Origin of the sequence: Chryseobacterium oncorhynchi, assembly GCF_002899895.1 — a bacterium.
In the GTDB taxonomy this organism is placed as follows: Bacteria; Bacteroidota; Bacteroidia; order Flavobacteriales; family Weeksellaceae; genus Chryseobacterium; species Chryseobacterium oncorhynchi.
Genome location: NZ_PPEI02000008.1, coordinates 13,303 through 32,995 on the forward strand (window position 1 = coordinate 13,303; position 19,693 = coordinate 32,995).

The 19,693-nt window shown below is 32.9% G+C and carries 15 protein-coding genes; 10 read left to right on the plus strand and 5 right to left on the minus strand.

Going from position 1 to position 19,693, the window contains the following annotated elements; all coding sequences use genetic code 11:
* Positions 1-3: 3 nt before the first annotated feature.
* From C1638_RS19990 to C1638_RS20000, 3 genes are all read left to right on the plus strand, one after another.
* Positions 4-732 carry a lysophospholipid acyltransferase family protein gene (locus C1638_RS19990; protein WP_109623705.1) on the plus strand — a complete coding sequence of 243 codons (729 nt, stop codon included), beginning with the start codon at positions 4-6 and terminating at the stop codon, positions 730-732.
* 40 nt (positions 733-772) lie between these two features.
* Positions 773-2,542: an MFS transporter gene (locus C1638_RS19995; RefSeq protein WP_109623706.1), complete on the plus strand. Its 1,770-nt coding sequence runs from the start codon at positions 773-775 to the stop codon at positions 2,540-2,542.
* A 94-nt stretch (positions 2,543-2,636) separates the two neighbouring features.
* The gene (locus tag C1638_RS20000; protein WP_228428230.1) at positions 2,637-3,593 is read left to right on the plus strand and encodes a DUF3810 domain-containing protein; all 957 of its coding nucleotides are present in this window, start codon (positions 2,637-2,639) and stop codon (positions 3,591-3,593) included.
* Positions 3,594-4,176: 583 nt separating this feature from the next.
* Here the strand turns inward: C1638_RS20000 and C1638_RS20005 are convergent.
* From C1638_RS20005 to C1638_RS20020, 5 genes are all read right to left on the minus strand, one after another.
* The gene (locus C1638_RS20005; RefSeq protein ID WP_228428232.1) at positions 4,177-5,025 is read right to left on the minus strand and encodes a thiopeptide-type bacteriocin biosynthesis protein; all 849 of its coding nucleotides are present in this window, start codon (positions 5,023-5,025) and stop codon (positions 4,177-4,179) included.
* A complete protein-coding gene (locus C1638_RS20010; protein WP_109623708.1) occupies positions 5,026-7,212 on the minus strand; it encodes a lantibiotic dehydratase family protein in 2,187 nt (728 codons plus the stop codon).
* A 1-nt stretch (position 7,213) separates the two neighbouring features.
* The gene (locus C1638_RS20015) at positions 7,214-9,472 is read right to left on the minus strand and encodes a CocE/NonD family hydrolase (protein ID WP_109623709.1); all 2,259 of its coding nucleotides are present in this window, start codon (positions 9,470-9,472) and stop codon (positions 7,214-7,216) included.
* Positions 9,469-9,636, minus strand: a complete 168-nt coding sequence (locus tag C1638_RS22450) for a hypothetical protein (RefSeq protein ID WP_165826565.1) — start codon at positions 9,634-9,636, stop codon at positions 9,469-9,471. Before C1638_RS22450 ends, C1638_RS20015 begins: the two co-directional genes overlap by 4 nt.
* Before the next feature lie 141 nt (positions 9,637-9,777).
* Positions 9,778-11,502, minus strand: coding sequence for a helix-turn-helix domain-containing protein (locus tag C1638_RS20020; protein WP_109623710.1), 1,725 nt, complete (start codon positions 11,500-11,502; stop codon positions 9,778-9,780).
* Between the two features lie 332 nt (positions 11,503-11,834).
* Here C1638_RS20020 and C1638_RS20025 point away from each other — a divergent pair, with 332 nt between their 5' ends.
* The 7 genes from C1638_RS20025 to C1638_RS20055 all read left to right on the plus strand — a co-directional run bounded on the left by C1638_RS20025 (position 11,835) and on the right by C1638_RS20055 (position 19,665).
* Positions 11,835-12,038: a TIGR04139 family peptide modification target gene (locus C1638_RS20025; RefSeq protein ID WP_109623711.1), complete on the plus strand. Its 204-nt coding sequence runs from the start codon at positions 11,835-11,837 to the stop codon at positions 12,036-12,038.
* A gap of 72 nt (positions 12,039-12,110) precedes the next feature.
* Complete coding sequence (locus C1638_RS20030; RefSeq protein WP_228428234.1) at positions 12,111-12,983, plus strand: hypothetical protein; 873 nt, start codon at positions 12,111-12,113, stop codon at positions 12,981-12,983.
* Positions 12,961-13,863 carry a grasp-with-spasm system ATP-grasp peptide maturase gene (gene gwsG / locus C1638_RS20035; protein WP_109623712.1) on the plus strand — a complete coding sequence of 301 codons (903 nt, stop codon included), beginning with the start codon at positions 12,961-12,963 and terminating at the stop codon, positions 13,861-13,863. Before C1638_RS20030 ends, gwsG begins: the two co-directional genes overlap by 23 nt.
* A gap of 178 nt (positions 13,864-14,041) precedes the next feature.
* Positions 14,042-15,139, plus strand: a complete 1,098-nt coding sequence (gene gwsS, locus C1638_RS20045) for a grasp-with-spasm system SPASM domain peptide maturase (protein ID WP_109623714.1) — start codon at positions 14,042-14,044, stop codon at positions 15,137-15,139.
* 476 nt (positions 15,140-15,615) lie between these two features.
* The gene (locus C1638_RS20050; protein ID WP_109623715.1) at positions 15,616-17,124 is read left to right on the plus strand and encodes a thioredoxin domain-containing protein; all 1,509 of its coding nucleotides are present in this window, start codon (positions 15,616-15,618) and stop codon (positions 17,122-17,124) included.
* 101 nt (positions 17,125-17,225) lie between these two features.
* Complete coding sequence (locus C1638_RS22455; protein ID WP_165826566.1) at positions 17,226-17,390, plus strand: bacteriocin-like protein; 165 nt, start codon at positions 17,226-17,228, stop codon at positions 17,388-17,390.
* A gap of 82 nt (positions 17,391-17,472) precedes the next feature.
* Positions 17,473-19,665: a peptidase domain-containing ABC transporter gene (locus C1638_RS20055; RefSeq protein ID WP_109623716.1), complete on the plus strand. Its 2,193-nt coding sequence runs from the start codon at positions 17,473-17,475 to the stop codon at positions 19,663-19,665.
* Positions 19,666-19,693 lie beyond the last annotated feature (28 nt).

Below are 19,693 nucleotides of genomic sequence, written 5' to 3' on the forward strand. Positions count from 1 at the left end.
ACTGTGGCAAAAATCTTAAATTATCTGTGGCGATTTTGGCTGTTGTTGTTAGCATTTGTTTTAACAACTACTCTTGGAATCCCCGTTTATATTTTATCTTTTAGTAAAAAGCACTATAAATTTGCTTATAAACTCATCAGGCTCTGGTGTTTCGGCATGTTTTACGGCATGGGTTTCAGATATGACCTCATCAAGCTTTCTGAAGAAAAGAAAGACAAAAACAGAGAGTACGTTTTCATTTCGAATCATACTTCCATCATGGATATTATGCTTACCTGCATTGTGTTTCCGGATCATCCGATTTGCTTTGTAGGCAAGATGGAACTGGTTAAAATTCCTATTTTCGGAACAATCTATAAAAGAATATGTGTAATGGTAGACAGGTCCAGTGCCAGAAGCCGTGCTGATGTATACCGTAGATGCGCCGAGAAAATGGAAGAAGGCAACAGTATTGCCATTTTCCCTGAAGGAGGAGTACCGGATGACACTTCTATTATTCTCGATGAATTTAAAGATGGTGCATTTATACTGTCTTCAAAATATAACTCTCCTATTGCTGTTTATACTTTTGTAGGTCTTAAGGAAATGTTTCCTTTTGAAAATTCTAAAGGCTATCCCGGAAGAGTAAAGGTCTATTTCAATGGAATTATAGAGCCTACAGCTTCTCCAAAAGACTTAAAAGCAGAGGCTTATCAAGTAATTAAAAAAACATTGATAGAGCACTCCATTTAAAAGAAATAGTTATATTTGTTTGCGAAATTTTCAATAAAATATGTCAAAAACCAACCAGCCGACTAATTACCCGGCATTGTACACACTTGTACTTGTATTTTTTTTCTGGGGTTTTATTGCTGCCGGCAATAGTATCTTCATCCCTTTTTGTAAAAACTATTTTTCTCTTGACCAGTTTCAGTCTCAGTTAATAGATTTTGCATTTTATACCGCTTATTTCCTGGGAGCATTATTGCTTTTCATATTCAGTACCATAAAAGGAATTGATATTATTGGTAAGTGGGGATATAAAAAGAGTATTGTCTACGGCCTACTACTCTCTGCCCTCGGTGCAGCCATCATGATTATTGCTGTTAAAAGCAATGTATATTATGGAATGCTTATAGGTTTATTTGTGGTAGCACTGGGCTTTTCAATCCAGCAAACCGCAGCAAACCCGTTTGCTGTTCTGCTAGGAGACCCTAAAACCGGAGCAAGCCGACAGAATCTTGCCGGAGGAATTAACTCGTTTGGTACATCCATCGGGCCTATTATTGTTGGACTGGCTCTTTTTGGAACCACTGCTACAGTAGATGATGACCAAATCAAACATTTGGCTCTTGATAAAGTAATTTTGCTTTATACAGCTGTAGGAGCATTGTTCTTAATCGCTGCCGGAGTCTTTTATTTTTCAAAGAAACTTCCTGATGGGATCTCTACTGAACCAATGGAAAAAGCCGGCAAGGCAAGAAAAACACTTGTGGCAATGACTGCCCTTGTTATTCTTTTCTTTATTCCTGTATTTAGCAGCTATAACTCTGAGGAAGCTAAAAGTATTGAGACTTTAAGCCATCAGATAACAACATTGGAAAGCAATGTAAAAAAGGAAACCAACGCTGCCACCATTGATGGCTATCAAGCACAAATCGTTAAAACAAAAGCAGAACTGGAAACAATCAAGCATCCATTAGAGAAAAAGAGGATGGTTTATCTTGGAGGAGCTTTGCTTGCTGTAATTGTTTGTCTTGTATTTGCCAATTCAAGTGCAAAGAAAAACTCTGAAGGCTGGGGTGCTATGAGATACCCTCAGCTTGTTCTTGGGATGATTGCCATTCTTGCCTATGTGGGGGTGGAAGTTGCTATTGGAAGTAACCTGGGAGAGCTTTTAAGCCTACCAGAATTTGGCGGACATCAGTCCTCTGATCTGGCTCCATATATTTCCATGTATTGGGGAAGTTTGATGATCGGAAGATGGACAGGCGCTATTGCTGTTTTTAATCTAAATAAGCAACAACAAACCATTGCTACCATCATTGTTCCTTTTATCGCTTTTTCGGTGATTATTGGCATCAATACGATTGCACAAAAAGACATGTCTCACCTGTATTTCTATGCAATCTGTGTAGCTATTCAGGTTATACTATTCTTAATTAGTAAAAACAAACCTGCTGTAACATTGATTATCTTCGGATTATTTGGAACTGCAGCTATGATTACAGGATTACTGACTACAGGAAATGTTGCTATCTATGCATTCCTTTCCGGAGGTCTTGCGTGCAGTATCATGTGGCCATCTATTTTTACATTAGCAATTACCGGATTAGGAAAATATACAGCTCAGGGATCTGCATTCTTAGTAATGATGATTCTGGGAGGAGGTATTATTCCGCCACTTCAGGGTAAGCTTTCTGATATTATCGGAATCCATAGCTCTTACGTGATTCCTGTATTGTGCTTCGTGTACATTACTTTATTTGCTTATTTGGCAAAAAAATCTTTATTTAGACAAGGTATTAACGTTGACGTTTTAGAATCCGAAGGTGCTCACTAAAAATATACTACACATATATAAGAAGAAGAGGTTTTGGGCAGGTTTATTACTTGCCCAATTTCTTTTGTTTTACTGCTTCTCAAAATCTCCAATGATGATTTCCTTTTTTGAATGGTTCTTTGAGCTTCAGAAAGGACCTCACCAAAGGCTGTTTAGCTGGCTTCCGTTTTCCATTGGGGATATTATCTATGTATTACTGGGAATTATCCTTTTATACAGCCTTATTGCCTCATTTAAGAAGAAGAACAGAAACGCATCCATTATCAGGATCCTGATGATCGTGAATATCTTTTATTTTACCTATCAGATTTTCTGGGGAATGCTCTATTTTCAAACGCCAATCATCCATAAACTTTCAAGCCAGGAAAAGCCCGAAATAGGAAAAGCAAAAAGACTGACACTACATTATCTTGAAAAGTGTAAAACAACCCGACAATTGGTACATGAAGACCATAATGGGATATTCGTTGTCACTGATCTGAAATCTATACAACAGGAAATATTGAGGCAGCAAACTAAGCTTCCATTAAATATTTCAGATAAGAAAGCACCGCAGATTCTTTCCATTAAGCATAGTTTATTTAAAAACGTAATGAGCTATACAGGTATTTTAGGCTATTATAATCCTTTTACAGCAGAAGCCCAATACAATTCTGAACTACCCTCTACTTTTATCCCTTTTACAACAGCACACGAAAGCTCTCATCAACTTGGGTTTGCCCGGGAGCAGGAAGCTAATTTTGTAGGGTATTTGATGGGGGTAAATTCCACGAATCTGGATTTGAGATACAGCACAGAGTATTTTACCTTAAAAAGCCTTTTACGCTTCATTGTGGATGAAGATCCTGAATTTGTAAAATCTGTGATTAAGAACTACTCTCCTGCAATGAAAAGAGATCGTTCTTATGAAAGAAACTTCATTTTTAGACATCAGGGATGGCTTGATGAGTTCTTTGGGTTTACCAATAATCTGTTCTTACAGAGTAATCAACAGGAAGGCTCCGTTACCTATTCCTACTTTATAGACCTCCTTTTGAACTACGAAAAATAAACAAAAAAAAGAATCGTATCAGGCGATACGATTCTAAAAACACAAATGATGAAAAAAAATTTATTACCTTGACTTGTTCCCTCATTCAAGGCGATGTAAAAGTACGACATATTTTATAAATACAAAAACATTTTATTTCTTTTTTGAAACTTTATGAAAACTTTATGATTTTTTAAGTTTTTTTGAGTTCAAACAGCAATAATATGAATTACAATCAAGTTTTACATCAGGTAGTAAAATAATAACTAAATTATAGTTAAGTTATTAATTTTATACAAAATCAAACAATTGTTTAAATATAAAACATTCCAGTTATCCCGAATTTTGCATCAGTAGAAAATTAGAGTTATTTAAATTTTAATTGAAGATATCTCTACTATTTAAACCTTAAGAATTCTCTATAAACAAAGCTATTTTTAATTCAGGACAAGACCATAATAAATAACTTATAATACCTTTCATACTTATCAAAAATTTGATACAAAGACTAGGATCTTCTTCCATTATCTTTCAAACTGACGATCTAAGTAAATATTACGGTGTAAAACAAAACCGTTTTTTGGTTTGAAACAGAATGTATCTCTTATAATTGTAGATTATTTTTAAAAACGAGTGATTTATAATATCGAAATAGATAATCATAGATGACCATCTCAAACAACCTCTGATTCGAGACAAACATCCTGTTAATGTGCATATGGAATATACTTTGAAAAAAACCATGAACAGAACCCTGATGAAATTCCATGATATACTTCAACTCTTTTTCAGACTCACGAACTTCTGTAATGATATTCTTTCTGAAAGCTATATAATCATCCGATTGTAAAAATTCAGAATACTTCAAGATAAATGATCTGTATTTTTTATCCAACTGACTGTTCAGTTTTTTATCTGCATTGAATTCATTTTTGAATGCTAAGTTAACTGTTTTCACCCAATCTAATTTCATAAAAGACTCCAAACCAACACATTCTAACAAGGTATCAATATAAAAAAGAGATATAATTATTTTATCTTCATCATCAAAATGGAGATACTCATTCAAGATATTGCTGCTGCTTTTACAGAATAAAAACTCAGCCTGCTCAATAGTATCTTTTCCATATCTCTCAATCTCGCGTTGATAGGTATCCAATATAATTCCTGAAATTTCTCCGGAATCAATATATTCCTTTAAGTATTCATTAATTAAGGTAAATATTTTATTGAAATGAGAAGAATCTGAGAGTTCAAAACGAACCCGAAGATGGGACTTGGGGTCATTGTAACGTATAAAAAACCATTTCTTTATCAATTTCTCTTTCTGAAAGTTCTGCAACAATGGTTTTACAGCTTCTTCCAGAATAATATCTGCCGTTTTGATCCCCGTATAGATTTTAATATACAGCCATTCACTTCCCGGAATAAATTCTCTTGTAACATTCATCATTTATTGGTTTTTATAAAGAGAAAATACGAACTGATAAGCAAAGTCACTCTTTTCGTGATGAAGAAATTCTTCAATAGTTACTGATTTTTTTGTTTCCAAAGTATCCATCAACAGTTTTGCAGAGTCGTAGTTTTCCAGATTTAAGACCAATGTATTATCCAGCTTTATCAACTGCACCCATTGAGGTAACTTTCTTTTATTTCTCCAAATTTTAAATGTGGATAAAAACAAATCTTCTTTCTCAGTATTAAACAAAAGTGGATTTATATCTTCTTTTCTGATCTGCCACTTTGCTTTTTCTAAAATAATATTTTTATACTCTACCCTGGGCAAAAAATGATAGATACGTTTGAGATCACCCCAATGAAAACCCAAGTCTGAGCAATGAGTCTGAAAATACAAGTCAGAAAGAAAATGATAAACAGGCAATGAATCTGATGAATAATTATGCGCATTTGTAAGGTAGGGCCTTACTTCTTTATTATGCTTTTGAGAACGTAAAATGAGCTTATCATTTTTGAGAGATATATAAAGGTCATCAATAGCAATTTGTTTTTCTTTTGGCAATGTAGAACCAGCCAGATAAGGAATCTCATAATCTCTCAGCAATGGTCGGCGGATTATATTTCCTATTCTGGCTTCAGGAAGATGAACTATTTCCGCTAATATAATATCTGGATTGAGTTCTTTTTCTTTTTCAGCTATCCTTTTTGTATAGTCATTAATATTTGATTTTTCGGAACAGAATCTGGCTGACAGCTCTGCTGCACTACTTCCACCACCTCGGTAGAGATGTAGTTTTTCCTGCCCTTTATCTGAAAATATTTCAGCCATAAAAGATAGGGTATCCGGCAGGCCCGTCCAGTTTTCTTCAAAATCTTTAAAATCTTCATCAAAAAGTTCAATAGAAGACTGATTTCCTTGTAAACAATCTTGAATTTTTTTGTTTAAAATAACCTGTACAGCATTCAAATTAAGCTGTAGTTCTTTCTTCTCTTTTACCTGAGGAATGATAAGGTCGTCCAAATAAGGATGTAAAGCTTTGGTAGAGTTTCCTTGTTTGTAGCCTATCCCAATTTCGGTATCCATAACATAGGCAAGTGGAACTTCTTTTGTATCAAATTTTTCACGAAAGGCTTTTTTGAACTTTTCAAAATCTGATTCTTTGCCAGAGGTATTGATTTTATTAAAAAAAACAATGGCTTTCTTTAATTCTTTTTTCCAATGTATTGGAAGCTTAAATGTATTTTCAAAATACAAGTCGGTTTGAAACAGGAATTTCTTTTCGTAGTTTAGACTAAGTGAACTCATTAACTCTTCTGCTTCTTGATACAGTTCAGTTAAATTACCCATTTTCTCATCCAGCTTGTCAAGCTTTCTTTGTATAGATTTTAAAATATTTACCTCTGTTTCTAATTCCAGATCTGTTAAGATTTTAATAATGATATTCAAAAAATCTTCTCCGGAGACATTGGGTTCTAACTGACTTACCAGGATTTGGTTTTCAATAAGTTCATTAACAAATTCTACAGCATCAGCCTGAGTAATTTCACCTCGGCTTAAAATCTGTATAAGTTCGTCTGGTGTTTTCCCGTTTTTGGCTATATCCAAAATTTCATCCAGTTCTTCTGATCTGTAAATTGATGAAATTATATATTGCCTTTTTCCTTCAAGATATTCATATTCTACATATCGAATTCTTCGTCCTACAGTATAAATACTTGTATTGGGGAAATACAGTATCTTTTTATGTATTTCAGGTATTTTTACCAAGTTTTGAGATAATGCCACCAGAAAGTGCATATCCAGTTTTGTATCTCTTATACACTTTCGATCAAAATCATCATTCGCGTTATCATCAAATGTTCCCAACCCAATTCCCGCAAATAATCCGAATGGTGTACACCTTGTACTCATCCGATTATAATATTTCAAAATAGTCTGCCTCAGTTTCTCTTGTTTTTTTTCAGAGAAAGATTCTCCAGCTCTCATCCATTTTTCAATTTCTCCATGTAAATAGGGAGAGGCCAGATAAACAGCTTCAAGATAAATAGGGTCAGAACAAATGTTCTTCAGATCTACATCTGAAAATTTTTCATTACTGGCCTTTTGCAGAAAATCATTAAAAGGGGATAATGAGGAACGGAAAATATACTGATCAAAAAACTGGTAGGGAAAACGAGACATTTTATTTTTTTAGAATAGGAACTTCAACATAACTGTCATTATACCATTTAATATCCAAAGGCTCTTTGGCGTCTGCAATAGTTTCAATGCTTACATCCTTACCAGTACCATAGTTGATCTGGGCATCTGGATTTTTTCTAATCCCTAATACAACAACCAGTTTGCTACCTTTCTCAATTTTTCTACTGGTAAAAAAAGTATTGTGTATTGGAATACTTTCTATAGTGTATGGCTTTAAGAGCTGTCTTTTTGTATTATTTTTGGCATAACTTGCTCTTCCAAAGTATTCATGAGATAGTTTAAAGTATTGCCCTGATGACAACTTTTCATAAACACTCATGGTAATATCCATATCTTTTTTATTGATAGCTGCTTTCAGTTCACCGGTAAAACTTCCTGCTACCGAAACGGGCTCATCAAAAACATTACTTTCGAAAACCAGACTATTTCTAAGATCATATGCATTGATTGCATCACCTAATATATGTTCTTCATCGAGGATTTGCAACGTATCTTTTCTATCTAAAAAATCAACTCTTTGACGGATAAAATCCGGTTCAGGTTTTATTGGCTGTAAACTTGTTTTATTGAGATATAATTTCAGTTTTTGATCTCCTATTTCATTAATACTGGAAGTACTTATCCATTCATTGGATCCCATTGGCTGAAAATTAACTTTGTCTTTTAAAAGCTCAGGTTTTTTCTTTCCTTTAAGAACATAATCAAACCATTGATAAGAGATGTCTTCAATGTCAATTTTCGCAACAGAGTCTATAGCATAACCTTTATAATTTCCGTTTATTCCGGAAACAACTCCAGCATGTCCGTAAGGGCCTATAAGCAAATAATGGTCTGCATTTTTGTTATATTTCTGATGCTGATTATAATAATACATTGCTCCTCTTTGATCTGCATCATAATATCCTGTAAGGGTCAAAATCGGGATATTGATTTTAGCAAAATCTTTTTTATTAGGCATTTTTGATTTCCAGAATTCATCAAAAGAAGGGTGCTTTAACCAATTTTGAAAAATAGGATTCGTTTCTCCATAAATACTGTCTAATTTATTGAAAGCTACTCCACTTTTATAATAAGAGTTGTATAAAGACATCCATTTTCTCTCGTCACTAAACAAGTTATAATTTGTAACTTTTCTTGCATAGCTTAGCCATCTCAGCATATAAGGACTAAAGCAATTGTTAAATATAGGAAAGTCAACTCCAAAACCTACCGATGCAGTAGGAATGATAGTCTTCAAAGCAGGATGCAAGTTTTTAACAGCAGCCCATTGGCTGAAACCGTCATAACTTCCTCCAATCATTCCAACCTTTCCATTATTCCATGGTTGCTTTATAATCCAATCTATTACTTCGTTTACATCTTCTATCTCAAATTCAAATGGGGAAACTTGATCATGACTCAAATAAATACCTCTACTATAAGCATACACAACAGTATAGTCCCTCATAGCACCAAGTTTTTCAATATGATTGAACGCTCCCCTGTTATAGATACTGAAATTGAGTATGGCAGGAGCCTGTTTTTCGCCTTTCTTATATTTAATGACTCTTAGTGCAATTTCATTCCCTTTTTTTGTTTTAATGGTAATACTATCATTAATATCAAATTGCTGGTCATCAATTTTTTTAATTAAGGAATGAGCTGTTTTGTGAGTCTCTTTTGCAATAATATAGGATGTATAATAACGACATAGTTTGATCCCATCCAAAAGAGAGATCGTATTGTCTTTAATGTCATTTTTTATGATCTTAAGCATATTCTCCTTAAGGTCAGCTTCTGAATTGGTAAAGAAACGCCCCAGATAAATCTTAGATCGTTCTGAAACAGAGTTTATCTTTTTATTAAATATATTTTCATATTTTCTTTGATACGGAATTTTTTCAGAATCTAATTGGGATAATGCGTATAATTCAAATGCCAGCCCTACAACTTCCCTATAATCCAGATTAGCATTTTGAGGATCATCCTTTATCTCATTTAAATAATAAAGTCCTTTATCATAATCTCCATCAAGAATATACAAGCGAAAAATGTTATCATAAAATTTAATTTTATCATTGCTTTTATAAACTTGCAAAATTTCCTTGTTGAGCTTTTTTATATTATTGTCAAAGGAACTGTTTTCAATATTCTCATCTGCTTTGAATATGAAATTCTGTGAGTGGTATTGCAAAGAAAACAACCCTATTAATAATAAGATTGTTTTCTTTAAGATATTATAAACTTGTAAGCTTATCATTCTGTTGTTCCCATCTGACAATATTTACTTGTTGTTGTATCTCCATTGGTTACATTACCATCTAAGAATTTTTCTCCGCTGCCTCCGCCTTTTATAGAATTTAATCTGGTATGTTGGATTTTTTTTAACGATAATTTTTTTTCCTGTTTAGCTTCTTTTTTCATTATTGATTAAAGTTTTAAAATTTAAATGTGATCATAAGCAAAATAAATCAATTTGCTTAACTCATCAAAGAAATCAATGCCTGAATTGATAAATTCCGTGTGTTAAATAAATATAAAACGTTAATTATTAATATATTACAATTACTCTTGTTTTTGCAGTAATTTTATATAATAAGACGGTAAGGTCCCGGTTATTTTTCTAAATGCATTAGAAAATGACTCTGAATTGTTATATCCTATATCATCTGCAATTGCAGCAATTGTATGTTTTCTTATTTTCTCATTGTGATTCAATTCTTCTACAATATAATTAATTCTTAATTCATTCAAATATTGTGAAAAATTCTTTTCTTTAAGTTCGTTTACAGATTTTGATAAGTAATCCCTATTTGAACCAAAGTCTTTTGCAAGACTGTCTACAGTAATATTTTTTCGTAAGAAGCCTTTATTTTTCTCAAACTCTTCCAGTTTTATCTTAATATCCTGTAATTTATCGTCTGAAAGTATATTTTTAGTTTTCTGTACTTTAATTTCATTCTCTACCTGCGCGAAGTTTGGGGTCACAATGATTTCAGTAGACTTTGATTTTTCTAATAACTGATCCGCCTGTTTTTTATATTGCTTTATCTTTTTCCTGTTACGAATGAATAGGAACAATAAAACACCTATAATTAAGAAACCTCCACCTAAAAAAATGTAAAGCATAGAATTTTTATTGCTTAGATCATCAATCAGTGCTTCCTTTTCTTCCAATAAAGCAGGAGTATCATATTTTTTATATATTTCTTTTGATAAATATTGTTTACTGCTATTCATAATACTGTCTGCTACAAACAGTTTATTGATAAATTTTAGTTGATTCTCCTTATCTCCTTGTTTCTTATAGTAATCTATTAAAATCTCATATCCGTTTCTTGTTATTGGATCAAATTTTTTAGAAATAGACAAAACAGAATCGGCCTTAGTAAAATATTTTATTCCATCTTCTTCTTTATTAACATCAGTATTAATCTTTCCCAAGAAATAATAGGTAATCCCAAGATTCCAGGTATCATTATTTTTAATAAACTTCTGTTCTGCTTCCAGATGATTTTCTTCTGACTTTTTATAGTTTTTCAAATAATAATTAGCAATACCTGAACCTGATATAAAGTAAGGATAGTGGGTATAGTCCTTATATTTTTCACATTCTTGAATCCCCAGATTGATATAGTGCAAAGCATTTGTATATTGTTTGCTCCTATTATAGCAATTGGCTACTGAAAAAATAGCTCCAATATAACTTTTCACATTTTTATCAGCAGTAGTCATTCTTTTCTTCTCGTACTGATAATATTCCAAAAAAAGCGGGAGTGCCTCTTCATTTTCATTGGTTGCAAGCTTCAAGATACCAACCAATTTTTTGATATAATAAAATTGTTCGGGATTTTTATTTCGGGACAAGTCTCTTGCTTGAACATAGTGGTTCAATGCTTCATCATACTTGAATTCATAATTTAAAAGAATTCCTTTAATAATATGGGCTTTTGCTGGAAATTCTTCAGTATTGACTTTTTGAGTTAGCGCCAATAGAGTATCAGCATAAGGGTGACCGTTCTCAGATTTTAGGCCCTTACTATAGGCCAACTTATAATATCCATCATAAATAAGGTCATTATTTTTTTCCTTTTTCCCTTTACTTAGAATACTATTGGCATATATCTCAGCCTTATCATTATCTATCCGAAATACTTTCTCGTAAGCTTTCTGTAATTGATCAGATTTTTTACTTTTTAATGAATCTGGTATATGAAAGCCTTTTATACTCTGAGAAAAATATAAATGAGTGGTGAGAACCAAAATGAAAACAATTAAACCCTTTTGCATACATCATTTTAAAGTACAATAATACATATTTTTATTTTTAGCATCAAAAACAGTTTTATTAATTAACTATATTATAAACCAGAAACTTACAAAATAACACCATACCAAAATTTACAAATTCAGGATATAACCAACCCCGAATTTGTCAATTTCGACATGCTTTTCTTGAATAATGAGGAACACATCTGCATCTTTGCTTCAGGTAAAAACACAATGCTTTATCATTTGTATGTGTACAGTACAACATGATTAAATATTAAAAGCTGATCAGCACCTTCCTGCGCCAAGGATATTTATGGCAAACAAAATATTAATTTTAAAAATTAAAAAACATGAAAAAGTTAACAGGAATGAAGAAAGGGTTTTCTTCTTTAGAAAACAAAAAACTAAAAAGAGACGATTTAAAATCAGTTAATGGTAGTTTAAAATCTTATGCGATCGAATCTAGTTCTGCAGTTACAACACCAGGATGCTTTGAAGCAGACCATTATACATCTAATGGAGGTGCTTACATTGGTAGACTAGAAGTTTGCTAAGCATAACTGAATAAGGAAAAAGGGAGGGTGTATTTCCCTCCTTTTTTTTCATATTATTAAATTGAATTATCTATGAAGAATTCAGCATTAATAAGATATAGCTTCTCTCTTATCATTTTATTATTCCTTACGTCTTGTAAAAAAAATTATATTACTTATTATAATAAAGTAAACGAGATCGACAGTACATACAGGCTGGCCAATAACCCTAAACTCGCTGTAAAAGAGTATCGGGAAATTTTCAAAGAATATGTTCCCAAAAATCAGGATCGTATTGAAGAATATGCAACTTATATTACTCTTGCCGACCAGTATCATGAAGATTTTGGTGGAAAAGAAAGTCTTTATCAATTAATTTCGCTGGTAGCTCCTGATGGTGATGAATATAAAAAATATTTGCCTCTTTTTAATAAATATGGAATAGACAATGCTTCTGTAGAACAAAAAATAACAGAATGGAAACAAGGACTAGATAAAAAACTAGTTGATTCTTTCAGGGTTGCCCTGATACGGGATCAGGCAGGACGCCCCCTTGATACCGCATTGACCAGAAAAAATGTAGAAAAAAACGCAGAGTTACTTATATGGACCTTTAAAAATTATGGATTCCCAACGCCTGAGAAAATAGGATGGTTTCCTATGCCAACCTTTATCACTCATATGGTTGAATCCAAAAAACACTATCCTTTTATAAAAGAAAAATTACTGGAATATGTAAAATCGGGAGATTGCTCACCTCGTGATTATGCACGTATGGATGACACCTATCTAGGGTCTCATAAAAAGATCACACTCTATGGGTTTAACATGATTTCTGTAAAAGACAGCGCACAAACCGACCGTAACCGGAAAAGCCTGGGAATCCCAAGCATGAAGCACAGTGCCAAAATAAGAAAAGATTTTTTTAAAAAAATTAAACAAAATGATACTCATCATATCGAATAACGGAGACTCCACGACCACAAAAGTCATCAAATATCTTTCGGCAATGGGAAAGGAGTTTATTCGTGTGCATGAAGATGAGTTTTTTGAAATTAAAACAAATAAAAAAAGAATTTATCTGTTGAGTGACAGAAACAAATTTTTTCTGGATGAGATTGCAAGTACATGGTACAGAAGAGGAGGATTAAAATTCAAACGCCTACACTATGATAATGATGCTGCAAACCTACATATGGATGAACATCAGCATTGGCTGGAAGATTACGTGATAAAAACCTTGGAATCAAAAAAAAGCATTAATAAACAAAGCAACAATCACGTCAATAAGCTCCTAGTCCTAGAACAGGCAAAAAAAATAGGATTAACCGTTCCGGAATATTTTCTAGCAGAGAATACTGATGACGTCATTATCAATGAAACAATTACAAAACCCATTACTGAAAATGTAATATTAGATTCTGTCGATAGAAATTTGAACGGTATCATTTACACTTCGGTAGTACAAGAAAAAGAGAAAGAAGAATTTTTTATTACTTTTTTTCAGGAAAAAATTGAAAAGGATTTTGAGATACGAAGCTTTTATCTGGGAGGTAAAATATGGTCCACTGCTATCATTTCTCAAAATGATGAACAGACTAAAACTGATTTCAGAAAATATAATTATAAAAAGCCCAACAGAAAGGTACGATATCAGCTTCCTGAAAATATTGAAGAAAAAACACATCAGCTGATGCAATCGCTGGACCTAAGCTGCGGTTCAATAGACTTTATAAAAAGTGGAGATATTTTCTACTTTTTGGAAGTTAACCCTACGGGCCAATTTATAGGGCTATCGGAGATTTGTAACTACTCATTGGAAAAAGAAATAGCACAATATTTATGAAAAAACTGTTTAAAGAAGAAAAAAATAAATTACCTCTTACCTTTAAATTTATTGAGAAGTTTGGTACTAAAGCATCTAATGATAAGAACAGTATTTCCGTAAACTATATAAAGTGTGAAATCTATCAAACGGATTATCTTATGAGGGAAAGACCAATAAAAGCACTTACAAGACTATTATGAGATATTTTAACCTATTCAGTAATATTTTAATCACCAAAGGAGCTAGCAGAATCCTGATCTCTGATCTTCAGAGAAAGATTTCTGATCTTTATCCTTTGGAATTGAATGATATTATTGACGAGCTGAAAAATGATTCTATTGAAAATATCTTAGAAAATTATGATGAGGAATCTAAGGAGATTATCCATGAATATTTAGAGCTTCTTCTGGAAAATGAATACGGTTTTATAACTAATGGAAATTGGGATAGAAATTTTGTTCCTTTATCACATGAAGTACATGAAGTTAATAAGATCTCAAATATTTTTATTGAAATTGATCATCTATCTGTACTTGACAAAATAAAGAATTCTATTGATAATTTGGGAGTAAAACATTTGGTAATATATTGTGCAAAGGAACTTTCTACTGAGGAAATTCAAGAAATTGACACCAAATTTACAAACTCTGTTTTAGAAGGCATTGAAATATATTTACCTTTTCATAATATCATAAATGAAGAATCTTTTCAGATACTTAATCAAACGACGACAAGAATTTATAACCTCATTTTCTACAATTGCTCTCAGACTACTTTCAAAGTAAAAGATGATTGCAGATTTACTGTACATTGTATTGAAGAAGATTTAAAAATCTCTGCCTGCGGAAAGGTAGATATGAAATACTTCAACACCAATCTTCCAAAAATTCTTGAAGCAGTCAGCCACAATTCTTGTTTACACAAGAAAATTGGAATTGATATCGAAGGAAATATAAAAAACTGTCCGTTGATGTCGCAGGCTTTCGGGAACATCCAGACTTCAAGCCTGGAGGAAATCCTTATACAGAGTGATTTCAAAAAATACTGGAATCTCACAAAAGATCACATTGAAGGCTGCAAAGATTGTGAATTCCGCTATGTCTGTACAGATTGCAGAGCCTTTACAGAAAGAAATATGAAGAATAAAGAAGGGCTTGATATTTCAAAACCTTTAAAATGCGGATATGATCCCTATACAGGAGTATGGGAAGACTGGACAAAAAATCCACTAAAACAAAAAGCCATTAAACATTATCATATGGATAAGTCTTTTAAAGTAAAAAATATTTACTGACAAAATTAGAATTTATACTGATGCCTCACCAGATCATTCACTATATAATCATATAGTTCCTATTACTCCCACAGATGCGCTAAAATGAATGTCAACACTTTAACCATGAAAACTTTAAATATACATCTGTGGGAAAATGGAACTCGTACTGACAAGAGAATTTATACAGATCTTTCACCAGATCATTAACTATACTATCATATAGTTCCTATTACTCCCACAGATGCGCTAAAATGAATGTAAATTTAACCATGAAAACTTTAAATATACATCTGTGGGAAAATGGAACTAATGCGCACCCCTTTTTATAATGTAAGATATATTACCCAACAAAAAATATTTTTCAAGCCAGATACAGCAGAATAAAATATTGAAAGTCAAATCAAATCTATCAACTACCGTATATATCTCACTAATAAAAGAAAAATTTTTTTGTTTATTTAAAACATCTGTGTATTTTAGATAAAAATATTAATATGATTTTTGACAAACTAATTAACTACTTAAAACTTGATAAACAGGAGTTCGTCTTCCAGTTTAATTCCCATCCCAATTACCCATCTGCATTGGCATTTAGCGATACTTTGAATTTTATGGGAGTAAAAAATGATGCATATGAATTAGACAAGGAATATTGGAATGAGCTTCCTGAAGAATTCATCGCCATTGTAGAAAATTCTTTCTCATTGGTAAAGAAATCAGGAAATAGTTACTCAGTTTACTCAGAAAAGGCTAAAACACTTAATCAGGAAGAGCTATACAACAAATCAACAAATTTTGTTCTTCTATTTGAAAAGGCAGAAAAGGCAGAAAATAAACTGGCATTCAACTTCAAACCGATTCTGTACGCTATCTTCGCTGTAATTCTTATCTATTCACTTCTAAGCCTGCAGATATATGAAGCTGTTTTCAATCTTCTTTCATTGGCAGGAGTCTATATCTCTTTAGAAATATTTAATCAAAAATTCGGAAATAGTTCTACTGTAATCGGAAGTATATGCGGTGTACCCACTGCTACCCAGACCGTTAATGCTTGTGATAAAATTATAAAACAGGACAAAACCAGTATTTTAGGCTTAAAGTTTTCAGACTTTTCATTAATCTATTTTACAGGGCTTGCCGTACTAGGACTATTCTTACCGGGAACGGCTTATATTGTAAAAGGATTTACGATCGTTTCAATATTGGCTATTGGCTACTCTCTGTATATCCAGGCTTTTGTTGAAAAAGCATTCTGTAGAGTCTGTCTTTTAATTATCTCTATTCTTGTCGGGCAATTAGCTATCAGTAGTTTTTTCTTTCAAAATCTTCCTTTTGAAATCGGAACACTTTTACTCATCGTCATTTTATGGGCACTGATTTTCTCAACCGTTATTTACTTTAACTCTCTATTGGAACAGAAAGAGGAACTTCAAAAATCTAATGCCAAAAATCTTAGATTTAAAAGGAATTATGAATTATTTAAAAGCCAGTTATTACAAAAGGAAAAAATAGAATTTCAGGATACCCATACTTTTTCTATTGGTAAAAAAGATGCAAGACTTCGTATTTCTATCGTTTCCAATCCATACTGTGGGTTCTGTAAAGATGCTCATAAATTAGTAGAAACTATTTTAGAAAAATATCCTGATGAAGTTTCTCTACAGATGAGATTCAATTATACCCCGGAAAGAGCAGACGAAAAATATACCCGATTAATATCAGATTTAACACATATCTACAATAATAAAACAGAAAAAGAATTTCTGAATGCTGTAGAAGAATGGTTTGAGACAAAGGATGAAGGAAAAATCAACATCTTGTCCGGAGGAGTTCCTACATCTGAAAATCTGAATGCATTAATTGGAATGTCTACAGAAAACAGTAATGCCGGACTCAACTTTACCCCTGTTTTTGTTATCAACGGATATCAGTACCCTGAAAAGTATGATCGAGAAGATATTGTCTTCTTTGTTGATGAATTAATAGAAGATGAAGACTTTTAGTAATGGATATCAGCAATTCGAAAATTTCACTATCTTAGGAAAAATAAAAGCGATCTCCGAAAAGCTATTAAAAGAGTAGGAAAACCAAAAAACTATTTATTATGAAAAATCTAAAAACACTTTCAAGAGAGAACCTAAGAACACTGAAAGGTGGTATTACTCAGGAATGCGCAAGAATTCAGAGTGAAGCAAGCTACTGCGAATCCAAAATAAATCCACCTAAAGAAGGAGCTATCAACGCATGTAACAAATGGTGCTATTACTAGCCAACCATTTCATTGAATTATAATATTGAATAAAGTAAAAATGTCGTCAGAATATGACGACATTTTATAATGATTATTAGTTTTGAAAAAATTTCCTTTTTATAAGCAACCAGACACTAAAGACTGTGGACCTACATGTCTTAGAATTGTAAGTAAACATTACGGTAAAAGCATCTCACTACAACAGATTCGCGCCCTTTCTGAGACCACTCGTGAGGGAAGTAGCCTCCTTGGGCTGAGTGATGCTGCAGAAAATCTAGGATTCCGTTCATTAGGAGTCCAAATTGACTTCAAATCCCTTGTGGAGGAAGTTCCCCTACCTTGTATCGTACACTGGAATAAAAACCATTTTGTTGTTGTTTATAAAACCGATAAAAATAATAAGATCTATATCTCAGATCCAAGTTATGGCCTGATTGCCTACAACCAAGAAGAATTCATTAAATCCTGGATCGGAGAAAATGCCAATGAAAATACAGAAGAAGGTATTGCTCTTATTTTGGAAACAACTCCAGCATTCTTCCAAACCGAATTTGATAATGAGGAAAGTAAGGCAAGCTTTTCTTTTCTCTCAAAATATCTTCTTAAATACAAATCACTTGTTGTACAGCTGGCTGTAGGACTATTGGCAGGAAGTTTACTGTCTTTAGTTTTCCCGTTTCTTACCCAAAGTATTGTAGACGTTGGGATACAAAATCAGGACATTAACTTTATCTATTTAGTACTTCTTGCTCAGATTATGTTATTTTTTGGAAGAATGGGTATTGAAGTCATCCGAAGCTGGATTCTTCTCCACCTTTCTGCCAGAATTAATATCTCAATCATTTCCGATTTCTTCATTAAGCTGATGAAACTTCCTATAAGCTTTTTTGATACAAGGATGACAGGAGATATCATGCAGAGGATTAATGACCACCACAGAATAGAACAACTTCTTACGAGTTCTTCATTGAATACTCTATTTTCAATGGTCAACCTTATTATCTTCAGTATTGTACTGTTGCTTTATGATTACAGGCTTTTCATTGTATATATTATAGGTGCAGCAATGTATATCGGATGGATTAGCTTCTTCCTGAAAAAAAGAAAGGAACTTGATTATAAAAGATTCTCTCAGGTTTCACAGGAACAAAGTAAAGTTATTGAGCTTATCAACGGTATGCAGGAAATCAAAATGCATAATGCTGAAAAGCAGAAACGATGGGATTGGGAATTTCTTCAGGTAAAATTATTTAAAATTAGAATAAAATCTCTCTCCTTAGAGCAATGGCAATCTGTAGGAGGAAACTTCATCAACCAGATGAAAGATATTCTGGTGAGCTTCCTTTCTGCAAAACTAGTTTTAAGTGGGAATCTAACCCTAGGGATGATGCTTTCTGTACAATATATCATTGGACAGTTGAATAGCCCGCTTTTACAGTTGATCGACTTTATCAAGCAAACTCAGGACGCTAAAATTTCCCTTGAAAGACTTGGCGAAATCCATGATAAAGAAGACGAAGAAGATAAAAACGAACAATACGCTACAGAAATTCCACATAGAGATATTGAGATTAAAGATATGTCTTTCAGATATATTGGATCCGATGTTCCTGTTTTTGAAAATCTAAACCTTTCTATCCCCTACCGACAAACTACAGCAATTGTAGGAGCCAGCGGAAGTGGAAAAACAACCCTGTTAAAGCTTCTGATGAAGTTTTATGATCCTGATCAGGGAGAAATTAAAATCGGGAGTACCAATCTGAAAAATATTTCCCCACGATTCTGGAGAGACCATTGTGGTGTAGTAATGCAGGAAGGCTATGTATTTAATGATACAATAGCTAATAATATTGCCATTGGTGAAGATCATATTGATAAGCAAAAATTAAGACGTGCAGTAGAAATTGCAAACATCAGAGAATTTATAGAAACCCTCCCTTTAAGTTACAATACAAAGATCGGAAATGAAGGTGTTGGAGTAAGCGGTGGACAAAAACAAAGACTCTTTATAGCAAGAGCGGTTTACAAGTCCCCGGAATATATTTTGTTTGACGAAGCTACATCAGCATTAGATGCCAATAACGAAAAAGTCATTATGGAGAACCTTGAACAATTCTTCAAAGGTAAAACAGCCGTTGTGATTGCTCACAGACTTTCTACAGTAAAACATGCCGATAAGATCATTGTATTGGATAAAGGTAAGGTAGTAGAAGAAGGCAGCCATGCAGATCTGGTTGATTTACGAGGTGAGTATTATAGATTGGTTAAAAATCAGCTCGAACTAGGAAATTAATATCTGTTTATTAAAATTTTAATCTCCC

Coding starts and splice junctions, on each gene's coding strand:
- C1638_RS20030 (WP_228428234.1), top strand. CDS start 12,111: ATGAAGAATTCAGCATTAATAAGATATAGCTTCTCTCTTATCATTTTA.
- C1638_RS20015 (WP_109623709.1), bottom strand. CDS start 9,472: ATGATAAGCTTACAAGTTTATAATATCTTAAAGAAAACAATCTTATTA.
- C1638_RS20025 (WP_109623711.1), top strand. CDS start 11,835: ATGAAAAAGTTAACAGGAATGAAGAAAGGGTTTTCTTCTTTAGAAAAC.
- C1638_RS20050 (WP_109623715.1), top strand. CDS start 15,616: ATGATTTTTGACAAACTAATTAACTACTTAAAACTTGATAAACAGGAG.
- gwsS (WP_109623714.1), top strand. CDS start 14,042: ATGAGATATTTTAACCTATTCAGTAATATTTTAATCACCAAAGGAGCT.
- C1638_RS20010 (WP_109623708.1), bottom strand. CDS start 7,212: ATGTCTCGTTTTCCCTACCAGTTTTTTGATCAGTATATTTTCCGTTCC.
- C1638_RS20000 (WP_228428230.1), top strand. CDS start 2,637: ATGATTTCCTTTTTTGAATGGTTCTTTGAGCTTCAGAAAGGACCTCAC.
- C1638_RS20005 (WP_228428232.1), bottom strand. CDS start 5,025: ATGATGAATGTTACAAGAGAATTTATTCCGGGAAGTGAATGGCTGTAT.
- C1638_RS22455 (WP_165826566.1), top strand. CDS start 17,226: ATGAAAAATCTAAAAACACTTTCAAGAGAGAACCTAAGAACACTGAAA.
- C1638_RS22450 (WP_165826565.1), bottom strand. CDS start 9,636: ATGAAAAAAGAAGCTAAACAGGAAAAAAAATTATCGTTAAAAAAAATC.
- gwsG (WP_109623712.1), top strand. CDS start 12,961: ATGATACTCATCATATCGAATAACGGAGACTCCACGACCACAAAAGTC.
- C1638_RS20020 (WP_109623710.1), bottom strand. CDS start 11,502: ATGCAAAAGGGTTTAATTGTTTTCATTTTGGTTCTCACCACTCATTTA.
- C1638_RS19995 (WP_109623706.1), top strand. CDS start 773: ATGTCAAAAACCAACCAGCCGACTAATTACCCGGCATTGTACACACTT.